This is a genomic window from Streptomyces sp. NBC_01485 (assembly GCF_036227125.1).
Lineage (GTDB): Bacteria > Actinomycetota > Actinomycetes > Streptomycetales > Streptomycetaceae > Streptomyces.
Genome location: NZ_CP109435.1, coordinates 8771812 through 8792585, shown reverse-complemented (window position 1 = coordinate 8792585; position 20774 = coordinate 8771812). Strand labels below are relative to the sequence as shown.

Below are 20774 nucleotides of genomic sequence, written 5' to 3'. Positions count from 1 at the left end.
TCTGCAGAGTGTCGGCCGGGATCGTGCTGCCCTGCGGGTTCATCCACGGTGTTCGGATTCGCGGAAGCCTGTTGTTGTGGTCCCGCTGTGCTGCAGGAAGTATTTGGAGAAGTTCGCCGCGTCCACGAATTGGAGCGCCGATCCGCCAGGCCGAGATCCTGATACTCCCCAACTTGGCTATATAGGACCCAGATGTCCATATACGGGGCGAAGGTCAGGCACCTACCCCCATGTACGGGTCGAAACCGGGGTGCGTAGACGCCGGACCGCTGCCGCCCGGCCATGCGAGTCAGAGGGGAGTCTCAGCTAGAATACCACCTGGAATCAGAGCTGGAACTTGAAGCCGATGTGCGATCCGACAAAGCCGAGCCGCTCGTAGAAGTGGTGGGCATCCGGGCGAGCCGCATCGGAGGTCAGCTGCACCAGCTGGCAATCCTGGCGGCGGGACTCCTCGATCGCCCACTCGATCAGCTGCTGACCGAGCCCCTGGCCGCGCTCCGAGCTGTGCACGCGCACGCCCTCGATGACCGACCGAGTGCTGCCACGACGGGACAGACCGGGAATGACGGTCAGCTGGAGTGTGCCGACAATCATGTCGCCACGCACAGCCACTGTGAGGAACTGGTTGGGGTCACTTTGCAACCGCTCGTATGCGGTGAGGTATGGGCGCAAGTCGTCGGGAGACTCCCGAGTGGCCCCCAGCGTGTCGTCGGCCAGCATGGCCACGATGGCGGGGATGTCGTTCGCGACGGCAGGCCGGATACCGATATCTGTCATGCAGTGCATGGTATCCGGACTCCTGTGGGCGTGATCAAGATCTGCCAGCGTCGCCTGCTCCATGGTGTCCCATCTGTGAGAACTGCCGTCGTGAGCCCCATCTGACCCGCTGTCAGCATCCTTCGCATCTCGGGGTGTGCCTCTGTGTCTTGTCAAGTTGCTTGAGGTGGCGGATGTTTGGACCTGCGTTCGTCGGCGATCATGACGCGCCGTACGTGGTCGGCGAGACGGCGCTTCAGGCAGCGCTTGGCTTCCCGGGATGTCTTTCCTTCGGAGAGTTTCCGCTGGTGGTAGGCGTGTCCTGAGGCGTTCGGCATCCTGATCTGAGTGACGGCGATGGTGTGGAGGACGGAGTTGAGCCGGCGGTCGCCGGAGCGCGAGAGCCAGTGGCGGGCCTTGTCCGCGCTGGCGATCTCGACCGGGGCGACGCCGGTGTGGTTCGCGAACGCCGCAGCGGTGGCGAACCGGCTGGCGCGTTCGACGCGGCCGACGAGCCGTGCCGCCAGCACTGGCCCGACGCCGGGCGTGTTCATCAGCGTGCTGCCCGAGTACTCGACCGGTTCCTCCATGCGTACGGCGTTCCCCGCCAGCCGCTTGTCCAGCGCCCGGATCTCCGTGACCAGGTCGCGGGCGAGGTCCTCGCGGACCTTCTCGACGTCGCCGGCGGGGCGGACCGTGCGCAACAACGCGGCGGCCTGGTCCGCTGACAGCTGAGGCGGAGCACCGCCGGGCAGCAGATCGCGCAGCACAGCGTGCAGCTGATTGACGGTGCGGACCCGGGCCTGGGTGAGGTTGACGCGTCCTTCGTCGAGCAGGGTCAGGGCTGTGATGTGGTCGTCCACGTCCACCTCACGCCCGTCTCCGTGGATGTGGGCCGTGGCCCCGGCGGCAGCGTCGATCCGGTCGTTCTTGCGGCCGCCGGCACGGGTGAGCCGACGGACGCGACTGGTCGCCGGGGCCGGAACGTCGACGACGCTCTCGCCGCGGGCGACGAGCCACTGGGCCAGGTGGCGGCCGAGCCCGCTGGCGTTCTCCACCACCCAACTGCGCTGCGGCCAGCGGCGCCCCCAGGTCAACAGACGCCGGCAGTCCGCGAGGTTCGCCTCGATCCTCAGCGAACCGGCCTGCTGATTCGAGACAGGATCGACGGCGGTAGCGGTGTGAGTGGACTTGAGCGGGGCAACACCGGGCAATATTACGGCAGTTCGTTCCTCACGGCCGGACGACAGGACGTCCACGGCCGACACGCCGACTTCCGGAACCGCTGCCGGGACACGCCTCTGTTGAGTCAGGCCGTGGCCGGACACCGGGCCCGCGGCACACCCCGAGCGAGCCAGCCCCCGAGAGGCGGCAGGAACCTGACGAGCCATCCAGCCAGCGTCCTACCGAACGCTACGAGCGGCCAACCCGACCGCGCTCCGCCACGGCCAATACAAGTCGGGAACCTCACATCTACGGCCATCGGTCACATTGGGGACCGGTGATTCATCTCACCTCCGAAACATTTGCGATGCCCGCCACCCCTCCTTGAAGATCAACCCCGGAGTCAGCCGAATTGCGATCACAACCTGATTGCCGCCTGACTCAAATCGGTTGACTTTTGGGGGAGTTCGCCATATTTGCCACTCTTGATCTTCACGCTTTAGAACTTGCACAGCAGGGTCACACCTTACTCAAAGGGATCGAAACGGACGAAGAGGCTGCCGAGGCTCTGAGTGCCTTCGGTGAGCTCGTCCCGCAGTACGACGGCTCGCTGCGCTACCAGGTCAAGGCTGCGCCGGGCTTCGAGGAGCGACGCTATTCCAAGAGCGTCAACACCATTCTCGTCCACACCGAGGCGCCGGGCTGGAACCCGACGCCCAGCTACCTGGCCTTGCACTGCCGGGTCCAGGCCACCTGCGGCAGTGGCCACACCGAGCTGGCCGACATGAGGCAGTTCGTGGCCTCTCTGGGCGATCAGGACCGTGCCGCCCTGTACAAGCGCGAGATCGAGTGGCTCGGCCACAACACCGGTGGCGTCGGCACCGAGGGCGTGCGGCGCCCCGTCGTGGAGCGCACCGAAAGCGGCCGGGAGATCCTCCGCTTCAGCTACAACCTGCTGACCACCGGGCAGTACGACCCACCGGTCGACGAGTCCGTCGACCCCGCGGAGCTGCCCCTGGGCAGCTTCGGCATCCACTTGGCCGAGCAGGCCGAGACGTTCTTCCGGGAGCACAAGGTCTCCGTGCTCATCCCCGAGGACTCAATCCTCGTCTGGGACAACCAGCGCATGGTGCACGCCCGCTCCGCGTACCGCGATGCGAAGCGCCACCTCACCCGCTACTGGGTCGCGGCCCAGCGCTGAGCCGCCCATGCCGCGTCGCTCGCACCACGCGTTCGCGGCCTGCGCTCACGCGCGCGACGCAGATGCGGCCCGCGCCGTACAACCGGAACACCGATCTCGTAAGGCTGAACCATGACCGACGCCCAGAACGCCCTACTTGCCGACGAGGAGTTCCCCACCGGCCTGCCGGAGGAACTGAAGGGGCTCCCCGAAGGCGTGCCCAGGCACAACCCCGACGACCAGGTCGAAAGTGCCGTCATCCGCCGGCTCGTCGGCAACTGGCACCGTCGGGCCACCGTGAAGCGCGACGAGCCGGATCTCGACGAGCTCTTCGAGCTCGACCGGCCCGACTACCCGGAGGGCATCTTGCCCTTCCATGACCATCCCACCTACCAGTCGCTCGACCCCGCGAAGAAGTCCGAGCTCCTGAGCTGGGCCTGGATCGCGTACAACCGCCACACGATCATGGCCGAGCAGAAGGTGGCCAATCCGGCGTTTGCTCTGGTCATGGAGGGCGAGTACCCCATGGTCCAGGACGAAGCGCTCAACATCTCGCTCGCCCAGGCGATGGTTGACGAGCAGTACCACACGCTCATGCACCTCAACGCCAGCGCCGTCACCCGGCGCCGGCGCGGCAGGGCGATGCCCGACAACGACCTGCCCATCTCGCACACCGCGCGCGAGCACCTGAGGCTGCGCGAGGGCGTGAGCCAACGGTGGCAGAAGTCGCTGACCACCCTCGCCTTCGCGACGGTGTCGGAGATATCGATCAACGCCTACCTGGACCTGCTGGCCGACGACCCTGATATCCAGCCGGTCAACAGCAGTACCGCCAAACTGCACAACCGTGACGAGTACTGCCACGCGTCAATCTCCGCGGTGCTGGCCGAAATGGTGCACGACAAGCTCGACGAGGAAAAGCAGCGTTTCTTCCGCGACATGCTTTTCGAGGGCCTCGAGGCGTTCGTCGCCACGGACTACACGACCTGGCGCCGGATCATGGACCTCGCCGGTGTCGATGGCGGCCACGAGATGCTCGCGGACTGCCAGGCCGAGAGCAGCCGCAAGCGGCTGGTGCGCGACTACACGGGACTGCACACCCTCATCGAGCGGATGGGCGTCCAGGAGCTCGTCGAGTTCGACTGGTCCAAGTCCTACGTGGCCCGCTGAGGCAGAATCGAGACATCCCGGTGAAACACTACGCGAACGAGCGTCTCGCTCAGCTTGCGCAGGACCGTGGCATGCCTGGCGAGTACGTGCGTGACCTGCGTGTGGTCGGCAGCGTGCTGCCGTTCAAGGTCAACGAGTACGTGGCCGACGAGCTGATCGACTGGTCGACCGCGCCGGACGACCCGATCTTCCGGCTGACCTTCCCGCACCGCGACATGCTCCCCGCGCCCGTCTTCGACCGGATGGCCGCCCTGCTGGACAGCGGAGCTCCGCGTGAGGAGCTCCGCCGGGCCGCGGCCGCTGCCCAGCGGGAGCTCAACCCGCACCCGGGCGACCAGCTGGAGGCCAACGTCCCCATGCTGGATGGCCGCCGGCTCGACGGACTCCAGCACAAGTACGCCGAGACCGTGCTGGTCTTCCCCTCCCAGGGCCAGACCTGCCACTCGTACTGTGGCTACTGCTTCCGCTGGGCCCAGTTCGTCAACCAGGCCGAGCTGCGCCAGGCACTGCGCGACCCCGCGGACCTGACCGGCTATCTCGCCGGGCACCCCGAGGTCACCGACGTGCTCTTCACGGGTGGCGATCCGATGATCATGCGCACCGATGTCGTGCGCCGCTGGGTCGAGCCGCTGTTGGAGGAGACGGTGAACTCCGTCCGCACCCTGCGGTTCGGCACCAAGGCGCTGTCCTACTGGCCGGCCCGGTTCACCACCGGACCTGATGCGGACGACTTGATGCGACTCTTCGAGCGTGCCGTCGCCGCCGGCCGTCACGTGGCCGTCATGGCCCACTTCTCGCACCCACGGGAGCTGGAGACCAACGCGGTACGCGAGGCGATCGCACGGATCCGCGCCACCGGCGCCGTGATCCGCGCCCAGGCGCCCCTGGTGGCGCACGTCAACGACGACGCGGCCGCCTGGTCCCGCATGTGGCAGATGCAGGTCGACCTGGGCATCGTCCCCTACTACATGTTCGTCGAGCGGGACACCGGAGCGCGCAACTACTTCGGGCTGCCGCTCGTTCGGGCGCTGGAGATCTACACCGAGGCCATCCGCGGTGTCTCCGGCCTTGCCCGCACCGCCCGAGGCCCGGTCATGTCGGCCGGCCCCGGCAAGGTGATGATCCACGGCACCGCGCAGGTCGGCGGCGAGAACGCCTTCGTCCTCAGCTTCCTCCAGGCCCGCCGGCCCGAGTGGGTGGGCCGCCCGTTCTTCGCCGCCTACGACGAGCAGGCTCAGTGGTACGACGAGCTCAAGCCGCTCTCCACCTCTGGGGCTTCGTTCCCGCCGTTCCCGGAGTTCGGCGCATGAAACTCGACGTCCACGAGATCAGACTCACCGACCACGACGTCTGGCGCAGCGCCCGGGAGGCCATTCCCGAGCAGCCGGGCCTACTGATCGAACTCACTGCCGCCGGCGTCTCCGGCTTCGGCGAGGCCTCGGCCTTCATGACCGACCGCTACAACTCCGCTCTCACGGCCATGCACGACGACCTGCGCCGGGTAGCGGGCACCCTGCATGCCCTCCCAGCCGACGATCCCGAGGGCAACTGGGCTGTACTGGCCCAACCACTCGCGGGCTCCCCCTTCACGCTGGCGGCCCTTGACGTCGCCGCGCACGACCTGGCGGCACGGCTGGCCAGCGTACCGCTGTGGCGGCACCTCGGCGGAGTCGCGCCCGGCGCCCTGCACTCCAGCTACAGCATCGGGCTCGACGAGCCCGCCACCATGGTGCGCAAGCTGCTGGAACGGCCGGGCTGGCCCGCGTACAAGGTCAAGCTCGCGGCACCCGGCGACCTGCACATCCTCAAGGCGCTGCGGGAACACACCGACGCCCCGTTCTACGTGGACGGCAACTGCGGCTGGGATTTGCCCGGCACGCTCGCCGCGCTCGACGCCATGGCCGGGCTCGGCGTGGAACTGCTGGAGCAGCCCTTCCCCCGCGAACACTGGGACGAAGCCCGCACACTCAAAGAGGCCTCCCCGATACCGGTGTTTGCCGACGAGAGCATCACCGGTCCGGACGACCTCGACGCCTGCGCGGACGCGTTCGACGGCGTCAACCTCAAGCTCATGAAGGCAGGGGGTATCACCCCGGTGCTGCGGATGCTGCGCCGGGCGCGCGCCGCAGGCCTCGCCACCATGCTCGGCTGCATGCCGGAATCGAGCGCCGGAGTCTCGGCCACGGCCCACCTCGGCTCGTACGTCGACCACCTCGACACCGATTCCATCGCCCTGCTCGCGGTGGACACCGGCGCCGGGGTCCTGCTCGACGACCACGGCCGGATCACCCTTCCTGACGCCCCCGGCACCGGGTTCGTCCCGGACTTCACCGGTCCGGCGTTCACCGTACGGCCCACCGCAGGCGGGCTGCCGGACTGGGACGGCGGGCAGCTATCCGCGTGCCGCGAAGGCACCGAGGTCGCCTCGGTCCGCGTACGCCGCCGGCCCCTGCCCGGCGGCGCACCCTCCGAGCACGTCCGGCAGCTGGCCGAGCTGTCGACGGCCGGCGGGGCGAGCGACACGGAACTCACCGCCCTGCTGCGCACGGCCGTCACCCGGGCCGTGGCCGACGGGGCCCGCACGGTCTGGATGCACGCGCGACAGGCCGCCACGGCCGCCGCCCGCGCCGCCGGATTCACGCCCCACGACGGCGACACTGACACCCTCTTGGTCTGGAAGGCGAACCCGCATGACGAGCACGAGCACCGCGCCTGAACCCAAGGCCTCCGTACCGAGTGAGACGCCCGCGCGGCTCGCGGCGGCCACCGCTACTGCCGTCGCCGTGGCCGCCCTCCGCGCTGCGGACGTCCCCGAGGGTGACGCCCGCGACGTGGCCGCCGCACTGACCGACACCTCCCTGCGCGGCATCGACACCCACGGCCTGCGGCTGCTCCCGCAGTACCTCACCGAACTCCAGGAGAAGATCGCCACCGCGCAGCCCGACATCACCGCCGTACGGGACTCCGGCGCGGCCGTGATGCTCGATGCCGGCGGCGCCCTCGGCGTGGTCGCTGGCCTCGCCGCCGCGCGGATCGCCGCAGAACGGGCCCGCAAGCACGGAGTGGCCGCAGTCGGCGTCCGCAACTCCAACCACTTCGGCGCCGCGTCCGTCTACAGCCGCCACCTCGCCGCCCAGGGCCTGGTCGGCATCGTCACCACCTCCGCGGCCCCCCGCGTCGCCCCCTTCTCGGGCACGCAGCCGCTCTACGGCACCAATCCACTCAGCTTCGCCGCCGCCGCCGACGGCGACGAGTTCGCCCTCGACATGGCCACCAGCCAGGTCTGCTTCGGCGAGATCAAGGAGCGGCGCAAGCACGGTCGCGCCCTCGACCACGGCTGGGCCACCGACGCCGACGGACGCCTCACCACCGACCCGCAGGACGCGTACGCCCTGTCCCCGCTCGGCGGCTACAAGGGCCAGGGCCTCGCCATGGTCGCCACGCTCCTCGGCGCCGTCCTCACCGGCTCGCCCGCGGACTGGCACCTGGAGCACATCGGCGCATCCGCGCCCGGCCGCAGCCGCCAGGTCGGCCACTTCCTGATCTGCCTCGACCCGGCCGCCTTCGCCGGTGCGGAGAGCTTCGCCGCCAGCTTCAGCGACCTGGTGACCACAACCCGGCAGTCCCGGCCTGGCGCCGACGCGACGCTGCCCGTCCAGGTGCCCGGCGACCCCCAGCGGCGTACCGCCGAGGAACGGGCAACCCACGGCATCCCGCTCGACCCGCACACCGCACGCGCGTTCGCGGAACTCGCCGCCCTCCACGGAATCGAGGCCGGCGCATGATCCTGGTCCTGCTCAGCCCGCGCAACGCCGGGCTTCCCTTCGCCGAATGGCTCGGCGAGGAGGCGGGCCGGCTACTCGCGGTCACCGGGGCCGGGGTCGACCCTGGCCCCGGCTTCCTCGATGCCGAGCGCGTCGCCGACTACTTCGACGACGCGTCCGTACACGCGGCAGCGCGCCGCCTGTGCGACCGGCACGAGGTCACCCGCGTCCTGGCGCTGGCCGAGGTCGACGTGGAGCGCGCCGCGCGGTTGCGGGAGGAGCTCGGCCTGCCGGGCCAGCGCCCCGAGAGCGCCCGCGCGTACCGGGACAAGGTCCGCATGAAGGAGCTCGCCGCGGCCGGCGGGGTACGGGTGCCGGCCTTCACACCCCTCGCCTCCGAGGCCGACGTACTCGCCTTCATGGCGGCCCACCCCGGCCCGGTCGTGGTCAAGCCGCGCGGCGGCTCCGGCTCCACCGGCGTGGCCATCCTCGAAACGTCTGCGGATCTCCCGTCCGTGGCAGGCCGGATCCGCTCCGGGGACCACGAGGTGGAGGAGTTCGTGGCCGGCCGGTTCTGCCATGTCGACGCCCTGCACGTCGGCGGTGAACCGGTGGTCTCCATCCCGTCCGTGTACACCGACGGCGGCTGTCTGTCGCACTGGACCGACTCCGGCAACGGAAGCTGGATGCTGGAGGCGGACGACCCGCTGCACGCCCGGCTGGTGGCGGAGACCTGGCGGCTCGTCGCCGCGTTGCCCCCCGCGCCCTCGCTTTTCGTCCACGCGGAGTTCTTTGTGACAGGCGCGGACGAGGTTGTGCTCTGCGAGGTCGCGGGCCGAGTCGGCGGCACCCCGATCCCGGCCATGCTGGAGGCCGTACTCGGCCTCGACCCGAGGCATCTGTGGGCCAGGATCGAGTGCGGGCTGCCCGTGGATCTGGACGCGGTCCGGGACCACGCCCGGTCGGCGCCGCTCGTCGCGAACTTCGGGCTGCCGCCGAGGAACGGGCGGATCACCCGGACCCCGCACGAACCACCCACCGACGCCCAGGACTTCACCGTCCTCGCCGAGGAGGGCGAGGACTGGGGCGGCGACCGCTACCGGGCCCGCAAGTCCGGCGACTTCATCGCCACCTGGCTGGTGACCGCCCGGACCGCCGGGGAGCTCCTCGCCCTGGTGGCCAAGAGCGAGGCCGAGGCCGAGGCCGCCTTCGGCTGGGCCCTCGCGCCGCAGGAAACCCTGTGAGTTCCCTGACCGCCGAGGTCCTCGGCCCCGCGACCCGACCCACCGCCACGGACTTCCCGGCGCTGGACCGGCCCCCGGTCATCTGGGAGGACGACCGCTGGTGGCGGTTCACCGAACGCACCGACCTCCACGAGACCCGTTACCTCGGCGTCCACGAGGAGGGCGCGCTTGTGGCCCTGGCCCCCCTGCTGGTGACCCGCGACGGCGGCGGACTGCTCTTCTACGACGCCCCCAAGATGGTCGGCGACCTCGGTGCCTTCGGCGCCCCCGAGCGGCTGCCGGAACACGAACGGGCCCGCTGGGAACAGCTCGCCGCCGCCCTCCCGGACGCACGCCGCGACCAGTACCCCTCGGTCGCCCTGTCCGTCTTCGGCTCCCACCACGGCATCGTCCACGCCACCGGACGCACCGCAGCCCAGCAGCGGGCCGTCCTCGCCGAGCTGCCCCGCCTGCTCGACGACGCGGCCCGCGCCCTCGGCTGCCGCAGCAGCGCCCTGCTGTACGTCACGGACGAACAGGCCGAGGTCATCGGCCCGGCCGCCGAGGCACTGGGCCACACCCCGGCCGTGCTCGGCGCCGAGTCCGTCATGCGGCTCACCGCCGCGGACTGGGACACGTATCTGGCCGGCCTGGTCAGCAAGAAGCGCATCCGCACCAACCGAGAGCTGCGCCTGTACGCGCAGGACGGCTTCCGGACCGTGATCCGCGAAGGCCCCGACGCGTTGACGGACTCGATCGTCGACCTGCAGGTGGGGCTGCGCGCCAAGTACGGGCTGCCCGGTGGCCGCCCGCGCGTGCAGCGGGACTTCGACGCCATCCGGGAGACCGTCGGCGACAGCATCCTCGTGGTCAGCGCCGAACGCGACGGCGAGACCCTCGGCTTCCTCCTCTACCTCCGGTCGGGCGATGCGCTGTACGGGCGGACCGCCGGCTTCGACGACGACCGGGCCAAGGGCGTCTACTTCGTCCTCACCTACTACGACACCGTCCGCTGGTGCCTGGCCAACGGAATCCGCAACATCTGGTATGGCCTCGCCGCCTACGAGGCGAAGAAGCTTCGCGGCTGCGACCTCGAACGGCGCCACGGCTGGTTCCGCTTCGCCGGCGCAGGCCACGAGACCCTCACCGAGACCGTCCGCCTGCAGAGCACCGGCGAGGACAGCCGGCTGCGCAGCCTTGGCCCGAACAGCACCACCGCACAAGGAGACTGAGTCGACATGCCACTGACCCCCACTCCCTTCATCTGGATGGACGGCGACCTGGTCCCCTGGGACGACGCCCAGGTGCACGTGCTCACGCCGAGCCTGCACTACGGATGGGGTGTCTACGAGGGCATCCGTGCCTACGCCACCGACACCGGGTCCGCCGTGTTCCGCCTGCGCGAGCACATCACCCGGCTGCGCGATTCGGCCCACGTCTACCTCATGGAACTCCCCTGGACCGACGAGGAGCTCGTCGAGGCGGTCCGCGAGCTGTGCCGCGTCAACGGCCAGGACTCCTGCTACATCCGGCCCATCGCCTACCTCGGATACGGGGAGATGGGTGTGGCCCCGCAGCTCGACGCGGTCCGCATGTCCATAGCCGTCTGGCCCTGGGGCTCGTACCTCGGCGACAAGGCGGAGAACGAGGGCTGCCGCCTGATCGTCAGCAACTGGCAGCGCAACTCGAACCAGACGGTCCCCCCGCTGGCCAAGGCCACCGGCGCCTATGTCAACAGTGCGCTGGCCAAGGTCGGTGCGCAGCGCGCCGGCTACGACGACGCGCTGATGCTGACCGCGAACGGCCACATCGCGGAGGCCTCGGCCGCCAACCTGTTCCTCGTCCGCAACGGCGCCCTGATCACCCCGCCCGTCAGCGACGGCATCCTGCCCGGCATCACCCGCGACAGCGTCATCACCTTCGCCCGCGACCTCGGCCTTGAGGTCACCGAGCGCAGCATCCCCCGCAGCGAGGTCTACATCGCGAACGAGGCCTTCCTCACCGGCACCGCCGCGGAGATCGTCCCGGTGGCCTCCGTGGACGAGCGGCCGGTCGGCGCGGGCGGTGTCGGCCCGGTCACCAAGCAGCTGCGCGACCTGTTCCAAGAGGTCGTCCGAGGCCGCGACGAGACGTACGCGCGCTGGCTGGAGCGCGTATGACCACCGGGAGCGACTCCCCGGCCGGGCAGGAACGCACGGCGGTGCAGGCGGCAGTGGCACGGCTGGAGGCAGCCGCCGCCGGCCTGCCCCCCGTACCCGACGGTCGCCCCGGTCACGTGTCGCTGAGCGAGGAGGTGTGCGACCGGCTGATCGACCTGGCTGCCGCCCGGGCCTGGCTCCGTGTCACCGGGCCGGCCTCCCCGGACGGCGCCGACGACATCGACGACATCGACGACGTGATGCACGGCTGTGTCCGCTGGGCGGTTCAGGAAGACGTCGTACGCAGCCGGTCGGCCGCCATGGCGGCCGAGGCCACGCCGCCGGTGCGCGAAGGGCAGCCCGTCGACTCCGCACACCGGCTGGTCACACACCTGATCACGTCCCTGGCCGACGCCGCGTACTACGACGAGGTGTGCGCCCGGCTGCGCACGGCGCTGGGACCGCGCCTGGACGGCCGGGCGGCCGCCGCGTGGGACATCGCGGACGAGGCACTGCGCGGGCTCGGCGCCACGCGCGACGAATGGGTGGACGCGGATCCCGCGTTCACTGCCGCGGGCGGCTGGGTCCTGGTCGACCGCATCGGCCGCCTCCAGCTGGCCGCCGCCCTGCTCGCTGAGGCGGCCGCCCTCTCAGGGGAGGAAGGGCCGCTGTGCACCAACGCGACCCGCCGTTACACCTGGAACTGGCTGCGGCAGCCCCCTCCGGAGGCGGCCACGGACATCCACGTCCAGCGCACCGGCGAACTCGTCGGCTGGATCAGATCGGCCGGGCCCGCCGGGCAGGGAAGCGCCGCATGAGCGAGACCGGGACCGGGGCGCAGACCCAGAGCGGCAGCCTCACGCGCTTCCTCCTCGCGATCCTGCCCAAGACCTCCGCCGGACGGAAACTGGCCGCGGGCGCCGCAGTCGACTCCATCGGCTCCGGCATGTTCCTCGCCGCCTCGACGCTGTACTTCGTCACCGTGGTCGGCCTGCCGGCCGCCCAAGTCGGCATGGTGCTCTCCGTCGCGGGCATCGTCGGGCTGCTCAGCCCGGTGCCGCTCGGCCGGCTGGCCGACCGCACCGGCCCCACCAAGGTCTACGTGGCGCTGCTCGCGGCCCGCGGCATCGGCTACGCCGGCTTCGCGCTGGTCGACAGCTTCTGGCCGTACGCGATCCTGACCTGCTTGCTGACCGCACTGGACCGGGGCTGTTCGCCGCTGCAGCAGGTCGTGGTCGGGCTCATCGAGGGCGGCGGGAACCAGACCCGGACGATGGCCTCGATCCGCTCGGTGCGCAACATCGGGCTGACGGTCGGCTTCCTGCTGGCCGGCGCGGTACTGGCGACCGAGCACCGGGCGGCGTTCGCCGCGCTGTTCCTCGGCAACTCCCTCACCTTCTTCGTCATCGCCGTGGTCGTGGAACGACTGCGGCGGAAGACGGCGGTCACCGACCGGAAGGCGGAGCCGGCGAAGGCAGCCGCGGACCCGGCGCCGACACACATCCGCAGCCCCTTCCGGGACCTGCGCTTCATGCTGTTCACCGTCTCCAACGGCGTACTGTCCCTCCACGACTCGGTCCTGTTCGTCCTGCTGCCGTTGTGGCTGACCACCGCCACCACCGCGCCCGCCTCGGGCGTCTCGGTGCTGCTCGCGATCAACACCGTGCTCACCGTGCTGCTGCAGGTCTACGTCGCGAAGTTCGCCGAAACCACCGCCCGCGCCCTCAAGCTCATCTGGGCCGCGCTGCTGCCCCTGCTGCTGTCCTGCGGCGCCTTCGTGGGCGCGGAACACGTCTCCGTATGGCCGGCCGTCGCCTTCGCCGTACTCGCGGTGGTCCTGCTGACCGTCGGCGAGAACCTGCACTCCGTGGCGGTCTGGAACCTCTCCTACGAGATGGTCCCCACGGCCGCCCGCGCCCGATACCTCGCTGCCTTCAGCCTCGGCGTGACGGGCCAGCAGATCGTGGGCCCGGTGCTGATGACCGCCGTGATGCTACCGCTGGGCAGCATCGGCTGGGCGCTACTGGCCGTGCTCTTCGCGCTGGCCGCGCTGGCCGTACGGGCCACCGGCGGCCCGCGTACCGAGCCGGGACCGGTGTCCGCCGTCCCCTCCGCCCCTACACCCACCGAGGTGACAAGATGACCGAACACGTGCTCATCGTCGGCGGCGGCCGGGAGATTCCCGGCCTGATCCGCGAAGCCGGAGGCCCTGACGTGGCCACCACCATCCTGTGCCGCATGGACTTCCTCCCCAAGATCCGCAAGCCCGGTCAGCACGACCGGGTACTCGCCCTGCGCCGCGAGGCGCCCGAAGAGGAGTGGATCGCGCTGGCCGCGGCGGTGCACGCCCATCACCCCTTCACCCGGGTCGGCAGCTTCGGAGAGCGCGACCAGGACCGCGCCGCGGCGGTGGCCGAGGCCCTGGGCCTGCCCTGCCACACCCCGCAGACCATCACGTACGTGCACGACAAGCACGCGATGCGCCGCCGGCTCGCGGAGATCGGGGTCGACGAGACACCCGTGGCGCGGGTCGCGGACGCCGCCGAACTGCGGTCCTTCCTCGCCGAGCACGGGACGCCCTGCGTGGTGAAGCCCACCCAGGGCGCCGCAAGCTTTGGCGTCTCCGTGGTGCGGAGCGCAGAGGAGGCCGACTCGGCCTTCGCGCGCGCCTCCCGCGACTTCGAGGTGATCCCGGACGCCGGCGTACTCGTGGAACGCTTCCACGAGGGCCCCCAGTTCAGCGTCGAGGCCTTCTCCGAGGACGGTGAGCACGAGATCCTCGCGGTCACCCGCAAGTTCTCCGACCCGGTCAGCTTCGTCGAGCTTGGCCACGTCGTACCCGCCGAACTCTCCCCGGATCAGACCGAGTCGGTCCACGACTACGTACGCCGGCTGCTCGACGGCCTTGGCATCGGTTACGGCGTCACCCACACCGAGGTCGTGCTGACCGCCGCCGGGCCGCGCGTCATCGAGACCCACGTGCGGCTCGCTGGGGACGAGATCCCGTACCTCGTCGAGGATGTCACCGGCGTGGACCTGGTTGACTGCGTGGTCCGCCAGACCCTGGGCCAGTCGGTGCTCGCCGACATCCGCAAGACCCTCACGGACCCGGCCGTGGACCGGCGCCCCGAGGCGATCTGGTTCGCGGTACCGCAGGCACGCGGCACGCTCATGGCGATCAACGGTCTGGCTGACTCCGCCGGGCTGCCGGGCGTCGTGACCGCCGAGGCCCTCCTGGACGCGGGCGATGTGCTGGGGGACCTGGACAGTTCCGAGTCCCGGGCCGCCTTCGTCCGGGCTCGAGGCCCGAACGCGGCCGGGGCCGTCGCGCGGGCCCAGGAGGCCGTGGCAGGGCTGGACTTCGTCGTCCGGGTGTCCGGCGGTGCCGACACCGGTTCCGGGGCGGAAGCCTGGGCCTGACATGACGACGAGCCCGGCCGGCCTTCCGGCCTACCAGCGGGTCTCGGCGGTGATCGGGCTACAGAAGGGGCGCGTACCGTCCTGCCCGCCGCGGCCTACGACTTTTACGCGGCCGGCTCCGACGAGCAGATCAGTACGGCGGAGGCCGTCGGTACCTGGCGGGCCCGGCGGATCGCCCCGCGAGTCCTGCGGGACGTGTCCGCCGTGGACACGTCTGTGGAACTGCTGGGCAGCCGGCTCGCCTCGCCGGTACTGGCCGCGCCGACCGCTTTCCACCGGATGGCGCACGACGAGGGCGAGGTGGCGACGGCCGCGGGCATCGCAGCGGCCAGCTCGCTGATGGTGCTCTCCTCCCGGGCCACCCGGTACCCGGAGGACGTCGCGGCGGCTGCCGGTCCCTGGTGGTACCAGGTCTACTGCCTGCGCGATCGGGACATCACCCGCCAGCAGGTCGAACGGGCCACCGCGGCCGGTGCCCGGGCCCTGGTCCTGGCGGTCGATGCGCCGTACGTTCCGCCGAAGGCCACGGCCGGGCTCCCGCTGCCCCTCCCCCAGGACGACGAGCTGTGCCGGTCGGTCGGGCTCGGCACCCGGCTCCCGGGCTGGGAGCAGGACCCAGTCCTCGGCCTCGACGCGATCGGCGAACTGGGTCGACTCTCCGGTCTTCCGGTGCTCGTCAAGGGCGTGCTGCGCGCGGACGACGCGCAGGCGTGTGTGGCGGCGGGCGCGGCCGGGGTCATCGTCTCCAACCACGGGGGCCGTCAGCTCGACCGCGCCGTGGCCACGGCCGACGCCCTCCCGGCAGTCGCCCGGGCCGTCGGTGACGCCGTCCCTGTCATGGTGGACGGCGGCATCCGGACCGGCACTGATGTGCTGATAGCCCTGGCGCTCGGCGCCCGTGCCGTCCTGGTAGGACGGCCGGTGCTGTGGGCGCTCGCGCTCGACGGCGCCGACGGGGTGGCCGCGCTGCTGGATTCGTACCGCACGCAGCTGTCGACGGCCATGGCCCTGGCCGGCGCGGCCCGGGTCGCGGAGATCGATGGGAGTTTCCTCCATGGGTGAGCCGACCGGTGGGGCTTGCCCCCTTCATCGCTGACGGCGACGAGGCCTTCGTGCGCAATGCCGAGTTCGGTGATGAGCCTGCCGAGCATCCTGGTCATTGTCCGCGAGGGTGACGAGCTCGCTGTCCGGATTGTCGAATCCGACCTCGAGCGTCAACACTTCACCCTGTCTGCTTGCAATCTGCCGCAGAACGGGAAGCGATCTTCATGAAGATGGGAAGCGATCTCTAGCAGCACGGTAGAGCACGACGTCATCGCGACTCGTGAACAACCCGAGCTTCCGCCCCGGCCGCGGCCGCCACGGCGGCAAGCCCAAGGTCATCGACGACGACATGGCCGCCTACGACCGCGCCCTGCGCGACCAGGAAGTCCCCGTCCCCGCCATCGCGAACAAGCTCGTCATCCCCACCGGCAAGAACAAGCGCGAGCACCCATCCGTCGCCTCCGTCTACCGAATCCTCGCCGAGGCCGCACCGGAGAGCTGAGCCGACAGCAGACGGAGCCGCCCCGGTGGCACGGTCGAGACCACTGGGGCGGGGATGCCCAGCATCGCAGGGCTGAATTGCCCCTGGCCGGCAGCTATTCGGCGTTTTCTCGGCTCCGCCACCCCAGACATGGGCGGCCGAGGCGGGACTGGACGGGCCGGCGACCGGTCCGTGTCCGGCACATACTGCCGCCGCTAGGCTCCCGCCCGTGGTGTACGCGAAGGCGACCGTCATCAAGACCAACCGCCCCCGTATGGCCCCGGCGAACGGGCCAGCCTCCACAACAGGGGTAGATGTATCATCTGCCGCAAAACAACGGATATCGCTGACTTTAGGCCAAGGCCGTGAAGTTACGGGCTGATCGTCGGCGTCAAGATGTTGATGCTGAGGGTGGCTTTGTAGGTGCGTCGGTCGACCTTGAGGCTTTTGTGTGCGTATCGGGACAGAGGTCGTTTCACTGCGCGGGGGCTGATGCGGAGGCGGCGGGCGGGCATGAGCTGGTCCAGGACGGCCCGTCCGATCGTTCCGACGAGGTCGATCACGGTGTCGGCGATGATGCCCGCGGCCTGGATGATCTGGTCGCGGGCGCATCGGAGCGCGACGCTGAAGCTGGCTCTGTCCGGGTCGGCTGCGGGTGTGGTCCCGGTGGCGTCGGCGATCGCGATCCGCAGGACCTGGTAAGCGCTCAGCAGGGCGTAGACCTCCTGGGTGATGCCGGCCCAGGTCTTGGAGCGCAGGACCCGGCGGCCCAGCATCGTTTTCTTGATCGCGAAGTAGGCGGATTCAATCACCCAAGCACACTGCACTTATGAATAGCCATCAGGAGGGTGAAGCGCCGATAATCGCACGTGAGGGTCTGTTGCGGCTGGTCGAGCTGGTCGAACGGCTGCGGGCCCGAGTTCGTGGGATGGAAGGCGAGTCGTCGTGGACGACGCAGGGGGCGGCTGCCCCAGAGCCAGGCCCGGCAGGTGCCGGGCGAGGAGACGTGGACGCTGCTGCCGCAGGTGAATCGCCAGGTGGCGGTGCGGTGGCTGGTGGTGCTGGCGGCCCGGAGGCTGGCCGCGATCCCGCCGGCGACTGGCGCGAGCGGTGAGGCGGTGCTGTCATGACGGCGTTGATGCCGTGGGAGCAGGTCTCGCGGAGCAAGGTGACGGACCGGGCGATCGCCAGACTCGCGGTGATCTACATTCGGCAGTCCTCCCGGCAGCAGGTTCTGGACCATCAGGAGTCGACCCGGCTGCAGTACGCCCTGGTGGACCGGGCGGTCGCGCTGGGCTGGTCGGCCGATCGGGTCATGGTCATCGATGAGGACCTGGGCAAGTCCGGTTCCAGCGCGGTGGCCCGCACCGGGTTCCAGCGGCTGGTCACCGAGATCGGGATGGACCACGTCGGCCTGGTGCTGGGCATCGAGATGTCGCGGCTGGCCCGCGCGGGCCGGGACTGGTACCAGCTCATGGAGTTGTGCGCGATCTCCGGGGCGTTGCTGGCCGACACCGATGGCGTCTACGACCCCGGCGAGTACAACGACAGGTTGCTGCTGGGTCTCAAGGGGACGCTGGCGGAGGCGGAACTCCACCTGATCAAGCAGCGGATGCAGGCCGGGCGGTTGAACAAGGCCCGCCGCGGCGAGCTGGCCGTGCCGCTGCCGATCGGCTACCTGCGCCGTCCCTCGGGCGAGGCCGTGCTCGACCCGGACGAGCAGGTCCAGACGGTGGTGCGGCTGGTCTTCGCCAAGTTCGCCGAGCTCACCACCTTGCACGCGGTGCTGCGCTGGCTGGTCGACCACGGCGTCGAGCTGGGGGTCCGGCTGCGGGGCGGTCCGGACAAGGGCGAGCTGGAGTGGCGCCGCCCGAACCGGATGACGTTGCAGTGCATGCTGCACAGCCCCGTCTACGCGGGAATCTACGCTTACGGGCGGCGGCGGGTCGAGGCCCGCCGCCAGCAGCCGGGCAGGCCGAGCACCGGACGGGTGGTGCGGGCCGAGGACGACTGGCTGGTTTTCATCCCCGGGATCCTGCCCGCCTACATCACCGAGGACCACTACCGGGCCAACCTGGCCCAGTTGGCCGCCAATGCCTCGCGCTCCGACGCCCGCGGCTCGCCCCGGGCCGGCTCCGCGCTGCTGTCGGGCCTGGCCCGGTGCGGTCTGTGCGGACGCAGGATGGCGGTGGGCTACCACGTGCGCGAGAGGGGAACGGTGCCCGAGTACCGCTGCGCGCGCCTGGCCGGCGACTACGGCGCCGCCGCACCCTGCCAGTCCCTGTCCGGGGCCTGCATCGACGCTTTCGTGACCGCCGCCGTGCTCCAGGCCCTGGCGCCGGCCGCGATAGAGGTCTCGCTGCGGGCGGCCGAGCAGGTGCAGGCCGACCGGGCCGCCCTGGAACAGATCTGGGCCCAGCGCCTGGAACGCGCCGCGATCACCGTGGACCGGGCCCGCCGCTGCTACCGCCTGGCCGAACCGGAGAACCGCCTGGTGGTACGGCAGTTGGAGAAGGACTGGGAACAGGCCCTGGCCGATCAGCAGCATTTGACCGAGGAGCACGACCGCGTCCTCGCCGCCCGCCCGCGCATCCTCACCGATGCCGAGCGCCACACCATTGCCACCCTCGCCCAGGACATCCCGGGCTTGTGGACGGCTCCCACCACGACGGACAAGGACCGCAAACAGATCGTCCGCGCGCTCGTCGAGGACATCACGCTCACCGTGCTGGGCACCAGCGAACGCGTCACGGTCACCATCACCTGGGCCGGCGGCCGCACCAGCAGCGGCGAATCCGTGCGCCCGGTCGCCCGACTGGACCAGCTCAGCTACTACCCCCAGCTGGTCGAGCGGCTGAGGGCCCTGCACGCGGCCGGCAGGACTCCCACGCAGATCGCCCGCCAGGTCGACGCCGAGGGCTTCCGCCCTCCCAAACGCAACGAGCACTTCGGCCCGGCCGGCATCGGCAACCTGCTGCGACGCCTCGGCTGCCACACCACCACCCCACAACCGGACCAGGCCCCCACCAGTCCTGACGCCCCCGGCGAACACGAATGGTGGCTCGCGGACCTCGCCCGCGCCCTGGACATGCCCGCCATCACTCTCTACACCTGGATTCAACGCGACTGGGTCACCTCACGCCGACAAGCCGAACCGCCCAGGCGGTGGATCATCAAAGCCGACCCCGACGATCTCGCCGAACTCCGCGAACGACGCAACCGCCCCCACGGCTACTACACCCGCCTACGCTGGACCGACCCACCCGAAGCAGAGCGAGACAACCAGGTTCACGCCGCCAACCCGCATATATGAGTGCACTGTGGTTGACACATCTCCACTTCCCACCGCTCGTGATACAGGCTGACCAGGTCGGATGCGGGGTATCGGTGGTGGTCGAGGAGGTTGGTGGCCAGTCGGTAGAGGCCGGTCCGGCGGCCCTGGCTGGTGGTGATGGTGATCTCGCACTCGATGATGCGGACCTCGATGCCGCCGAAGCGGGAGAGGTGGGAGCCGTCGTCGAAGCGGGCCAGGACCGGCGGTCTGCGGGCGGCCGAGACGCGGGCGAGGAAGGCGGCCTCGGTGGCGGCGACGGCGGCCAGGAACGTATTGCCGGAGAAGCCCCGGTCCAGTAACACGATCATGCCGTCGTGCAGCGAGCGCATCAGCCGCTTGCCGTAGACGGTCTCGCCGCTGGACCGGGAGCCGAAGGCGGCGTCCAGGACCGCGCGGGTGCCGCAGGCCACCAGCGCGGTCAGGCAGATCTGCGGGTAGCCGGAGGTCGCGTACTGGTTGGTGCTCTTGCCCAGACGGGCCCGGTGCGGCGGGCTGTCGGGGACGTCGAGGTAGGTGCCGTCGATCGCGACGGTCAGCAGCCCCTTGAAACGGGCGCCGACGGTACGGATCGCCGTGGCCGGCCCGCGCAACAGGTCGAACAGGGCCCGCATGGGGCGGACACCGAGACGGGCCCGGGCGCCCCAGAGCGCCGTGCCGGTGATCCTCGCGACCGGTATCGCCTCCAGACCGGCGGTGAGTTTGCGCCAGACGGCCAGGTAGCCGCAGTCCTCGAACAGGGCGGCGGCCAGCAGCAGGTAGACCACCACCCGGGCGGGGATCTTCCGCATTCGCTGCTGGACGGCGCCGGTCTCGGTGAGGGCCGCATCGACCATATCGAACGGGACGATCCGGGTGAGTTCCCCCAGGTGCCCGGGGGCGAACAAGCCCTTGGCTACCGTGATTTCACGCGTGATGACACACTGATCGGACAGCGGAGCCTCCGGTGCTGTGAACGGCTGTCTTGGTCGACTGCCAGTTCTACCGGGGCTCCGCTTCTCACGTCCTGAGTCACCGCAGATCAGCGCGTACTTGTCAGCGCCTCCGAAGCCGTAACTTCACGGCCTTGGACTTTAGGCGATGAGGCTCCGAGTCCCGGACCG

General features: G+C 70.3%; 19 protein-coding genes. 15 read left to right on the top strand and 4 right to left on the bottom strand.

Features of this window, described 5'->3' with window-relative positions:
- Positions 1–324: 324 nt before the first annotated feature.
- Together OG352_RS38420 and OG352_RS38415 are read right to left on the bottom strand one after the other, a co-directional pair.
- Positions 325–777, bottom strand: a complete 453-nt coding sequence (locus OG352_RS38420; protein WP_329223326.1) for a GNAT family N-acetyltransferase — start codon at positions 775–777, stop codon at positions 325–327.
- A gap of 152 nt (positions 778–929) precedes the next feature.
- Positions 930–2024 carry an IS110 family transposase gene (locus OG352_RS38415; protein WP_329223324.1) on the bottom strand — a complete coding sequence of 365 codons (1095 nt, stop codon included), beginning with the start codon at positions 2022–2024 and terminating at the stop codon, positions 930–932.
- Between the two features lie 353 nt (positions 2025–2377).
- On the opposite strand from OG352_RS38415, the gene OG352_RS38410 reads away from it, so the two are divergent.
- The 13 genes from OG352_RS38410 to OG352_RS38350 all read left to right on the top strand — a co-directional run bounded on the left by OG352_RS38410 (position 2378) and on the right by OG352_RS38350 (position 16361).
- Positions 2378–3121, top strand: coding sequence for a TauD/TfdA family dioxygenase (locus OG352_RS38410; protein WP_329223323.1), 744 nt, complete (start codon positions 2378–2380; stop codon positions 3119–3121).
- A gap of 111 nt (positions 3122–3232) precedes the next feature.
- Positions 3233–4270: an AurF N-oxygenase family protein gene (locus OG352_RS38405; RefSeq protein WP_329223322.1), complete on the top strand. Its 1038-nt coding sequence runs from the start codon at positions 3233–3235 to the stop codon at positions 4268–4270.
- A gap of 71 nt (positions 4271–4341) precedes the next feature.
- The gene (locus OG352_RS38400) at positions 4342–5580 is read left to right on the top strand and encodes a KamA family radical SAM protein (protein WP_329223320.1); all 1239 of its coding nucleotides are present in this window, start codon (positions 4342–4344) and stop codon (positions 5578–5580) included.
- Complete coding sequence (locus OG352_RS38395) at positions 5577–6986, top strand: mandelate racemase/muconate lactonizing enzyme family protein (RefSeq protein ID WP_329223319.1); 1410 nt, start codon at positions 5577–5579, stop codon at positions 6984–6986. The genes OG352_RS38400 and OG352_RS38395 overlap by 4 nt, the downstream gene beginning before the upstream one ends.
- Complete coding sequence (locus tag OG352_RS38390) at positions 6961–8055, top strand: Ldh family oxidoreductase (RefSeq protein ID WP_329223317.1); 1095 nt, start codon at positions 6961–6963, stop codon at positions 8053–8055. The genes OG352_RS38395 and OG352_RS38390 overlap by 26 nt, the downstream gene beginning before the upstream one ends.
- Positions 8052–9278: an ATP-grasp domain-containing protein gene (locus OG352_RS38385; RefSeq protein ID WP_329223316.1), complete on the top strand. Its 1227-nt coding sequence runs from the start codon at positions 8052–8054 to the stop codon at positions 9276–9278. Before OG352_RS38390 ends, OG352_RS38385 begins: the two co-directional genes overlap by 4 nt.
- A complete protein-coding gene (locus OG352_RS38380; RefSeq protein WP_329223315.1) occupies positions 9275–10489 on the top strand; it encodes a GNAT family N-acetyltransferase in 1215 nt (404 codons plus the stop codon). Before OG352_RS38385 ends, OG352_RS38380 begins: the two co-directional genes overlap by 4 nt.
- A gap of 6 nt (positions 10490–10495) precedes the next feature.
- Positions 10496–11416 (top strand): branched-chain amino acid transaminase, encoded by a 921-nt coding sequence (locus OG352_RS38375; RefSeq protein WP_329223313.1) that lies wholly within the window; start codon positions 10496–10498, stop codon positions 11414–11416.
- Positions 11413–12213, top strand: a complete 801-nt coding sequence (locus OG352_RS38370; protein ID WP_329223312.1) for a hypothetical protein — start codon at positions 11413–11415, stop codon at positions 12211–12213. Before OG352_RS38375 ends, OG352_RS38370 begins: the two co-directional genes overlap by 4 nt.
- Positions 12210–13538, top strand: coding sequence for an MFS transporter (locus OG352_RS38365; protein ID WP_329223310.1), 1329 nt, complete (start codon positions 12210–12212; stop codon positions 13536–13538). The genes OG352_RS38370 and OG352_RS38365 overlap by 4 nt, the downstream gene beginning before the upstream one ends.
- A complete protein-coding gene (locus tag OG352_RS38360) occupies positions 13535–14815 on the top strand; it encodes an ATP-grasp domain-containing protein (protein WP_329223308.1) in 1281 nt (426 codons plus the stop codon). The genes OG352_RS38365 and OG352_RS38360 overlap by 4 nt, the downstream gene beginning before the upstream one ends.
- 81 nt (positions 14816–14896) lie before the next feature.
- On the top strand, positions 14897–15877 hold the full coding sequence (locus tag OG352_RS38355; protein WP_329224144.1) for an alpha-hydroxy acid oxidase: 981 nt from the start codon (positions 14897–14899) through the stop codon (positions 15875–15877).
- 262 nt (positions 15878–16139) lie between these two features.
- A complete protein-coding gene (locus OG352_RS38350) occupies positions 16140–16361 on the top strand; it encodes a hypothetical protein (protein ID WP_329223307.1) in 222 nt (73 codons plus the stop codon).
- A 350-nt stretch (positions 16362–16711) separates the two neighbouring features.
- Here OG352_RS38350 and OG352_RS38345 read toward each other — a convergent pair whose 3' ends face one another.
- Positions 16712–17152 carry a hypothetical protein gene (locus OG352_RS38345; RefSeq protein WP_329218857.1) on the bottom strand — a complete coding sequence of 147 codons (441 nt, stop codon included), beginning with the start codon at positions 17150–17152 and terminating at the stop codon, positions 16712–16714.
- 57 nt (positions 17153–17209) lie between these two features.
- On the opposite strand from OG352_RS38345, the gene OG352_RS38340 reads away from it, so the two are divergent.
- Together OG352_RS38340 and OG352_RS38335 are read left to right on the top strand one after the other, a co-directional pair.
- Complete coding sequence (locus OG352_RS38340; RefSeq protein WP_329218855.1) at positions 17210–17470, top strand: hypothetical protein; 261 nt, start codon at positions 17210–17212, stop codon at positions 17468–17470.
- Entirely contained in the window at positions 17467–19653 is a 2187-nt protein-coding gene (locus tag OG352_RS38335; RefSeq protein ID WP_329218853.1) for a recombinase family protein, read from the top strand. Before OG352_RS38340 ends, OG352_RS38335 begins: the two co-directional genes overlap by 4 nt.
- Here OG352_RS38335 and OG352_RS38330 read toward each other — a convergent pair.
- On the bottom strand, positions 19629–20558 hold the full coding sequence (locus OG352_RS38330) for an IS4 family transposase (RefSeq protein ID WP_329218851.1): 930 nt from the start codon (positions 20556–20558) through the stop codon (positions 19629–19631). The genes OG352_RS38335 and OG352_RS38330 overlap by 25 nt on opposite strands.
- Positions 20559–20774 lie beyond the last annotated feature (216 nt).

Excerpts from the sequence above, each read along its gene's own strand:
- OG352_RS38420 (WP_329223326.1), bottom strand. The coding sequence starts at position 777 with ATGACAGATATCGGTATCCGGCCTGCCGTCGCGAACGACATCCCCGCC.
- OG352_RS38405 (WP_329223322.1), top strand. The coding sequence starts at position 3,233 with ATGACCGACGCCCAGAACGCCCTACTTGCCGACGAGGAGTTCCCCACC.
- OG352_RS38400 (WP_329223320.1), top strand. The coding sequence starts at position 4,342 with ATGCCTGGCGAGTACGTGCGTGACCTGCGTGTGGTCGGCAGCGTGCTG.
- OG352_RS38395 (WP_329223319.1), top strand. The coding sequence starts at position 5,577 with ATGAAACTCGACGTCCACGAGATCAGACTCACCGACCACGACGTCTGG.
- OG352_RS38390 (WP_329223317.1), top strand. The coding sequence starts at position 6,961 with ATGACGAGCACGAGCACCGCGCCTGAACCCAAGGCCTCCGTACCGAGT.
- OG352_RS38385 (WP_329223316.1), top strand. The coding sequence starts at position 8,052 with ATGATCCTGGTCCTGCTCAGCCCGCGCAACGCCGGGCTTCCCTTCGCC.
- OG352_RS38375 (WP_329223313.1), top strand. The coding sequence starts at position 10,496 with ATGCCACTGACCCCCACTCCCTTCATCTGGATGGACGGCGACCTGGTC.
- OG352_RS38370 (WP_329223312.1), top strand. The coding sequence starts at position 11,413 with ATGACCACCGGGAGCGACTCCCCGGCCGGGCAGGAACGCACGGCGGTG.
- OG352_RS38365 (WP_329223310.1), top strand. The coding sequence starts at position 12,210 with ATGAGCGAGACCGGGACCGGGGCGCAGACCCAGAGCGGCAGCCTCACG.
- OG352_RS38360 (WP_329223308.1), top strand. The coding sequence starts at position 13,535 with ATGACCGAACACGTGCTCATCGTCGGCGGCGGCCGGGAGATTCCCGGC.
- OG352_RS38335 (WP_329218853.1), top strand. The coding sequence starts at position 17,467 with ATGACGGCGTTGATGCCGTGGGAGCAGGTCTCGCGGAGCAAGGTGACG.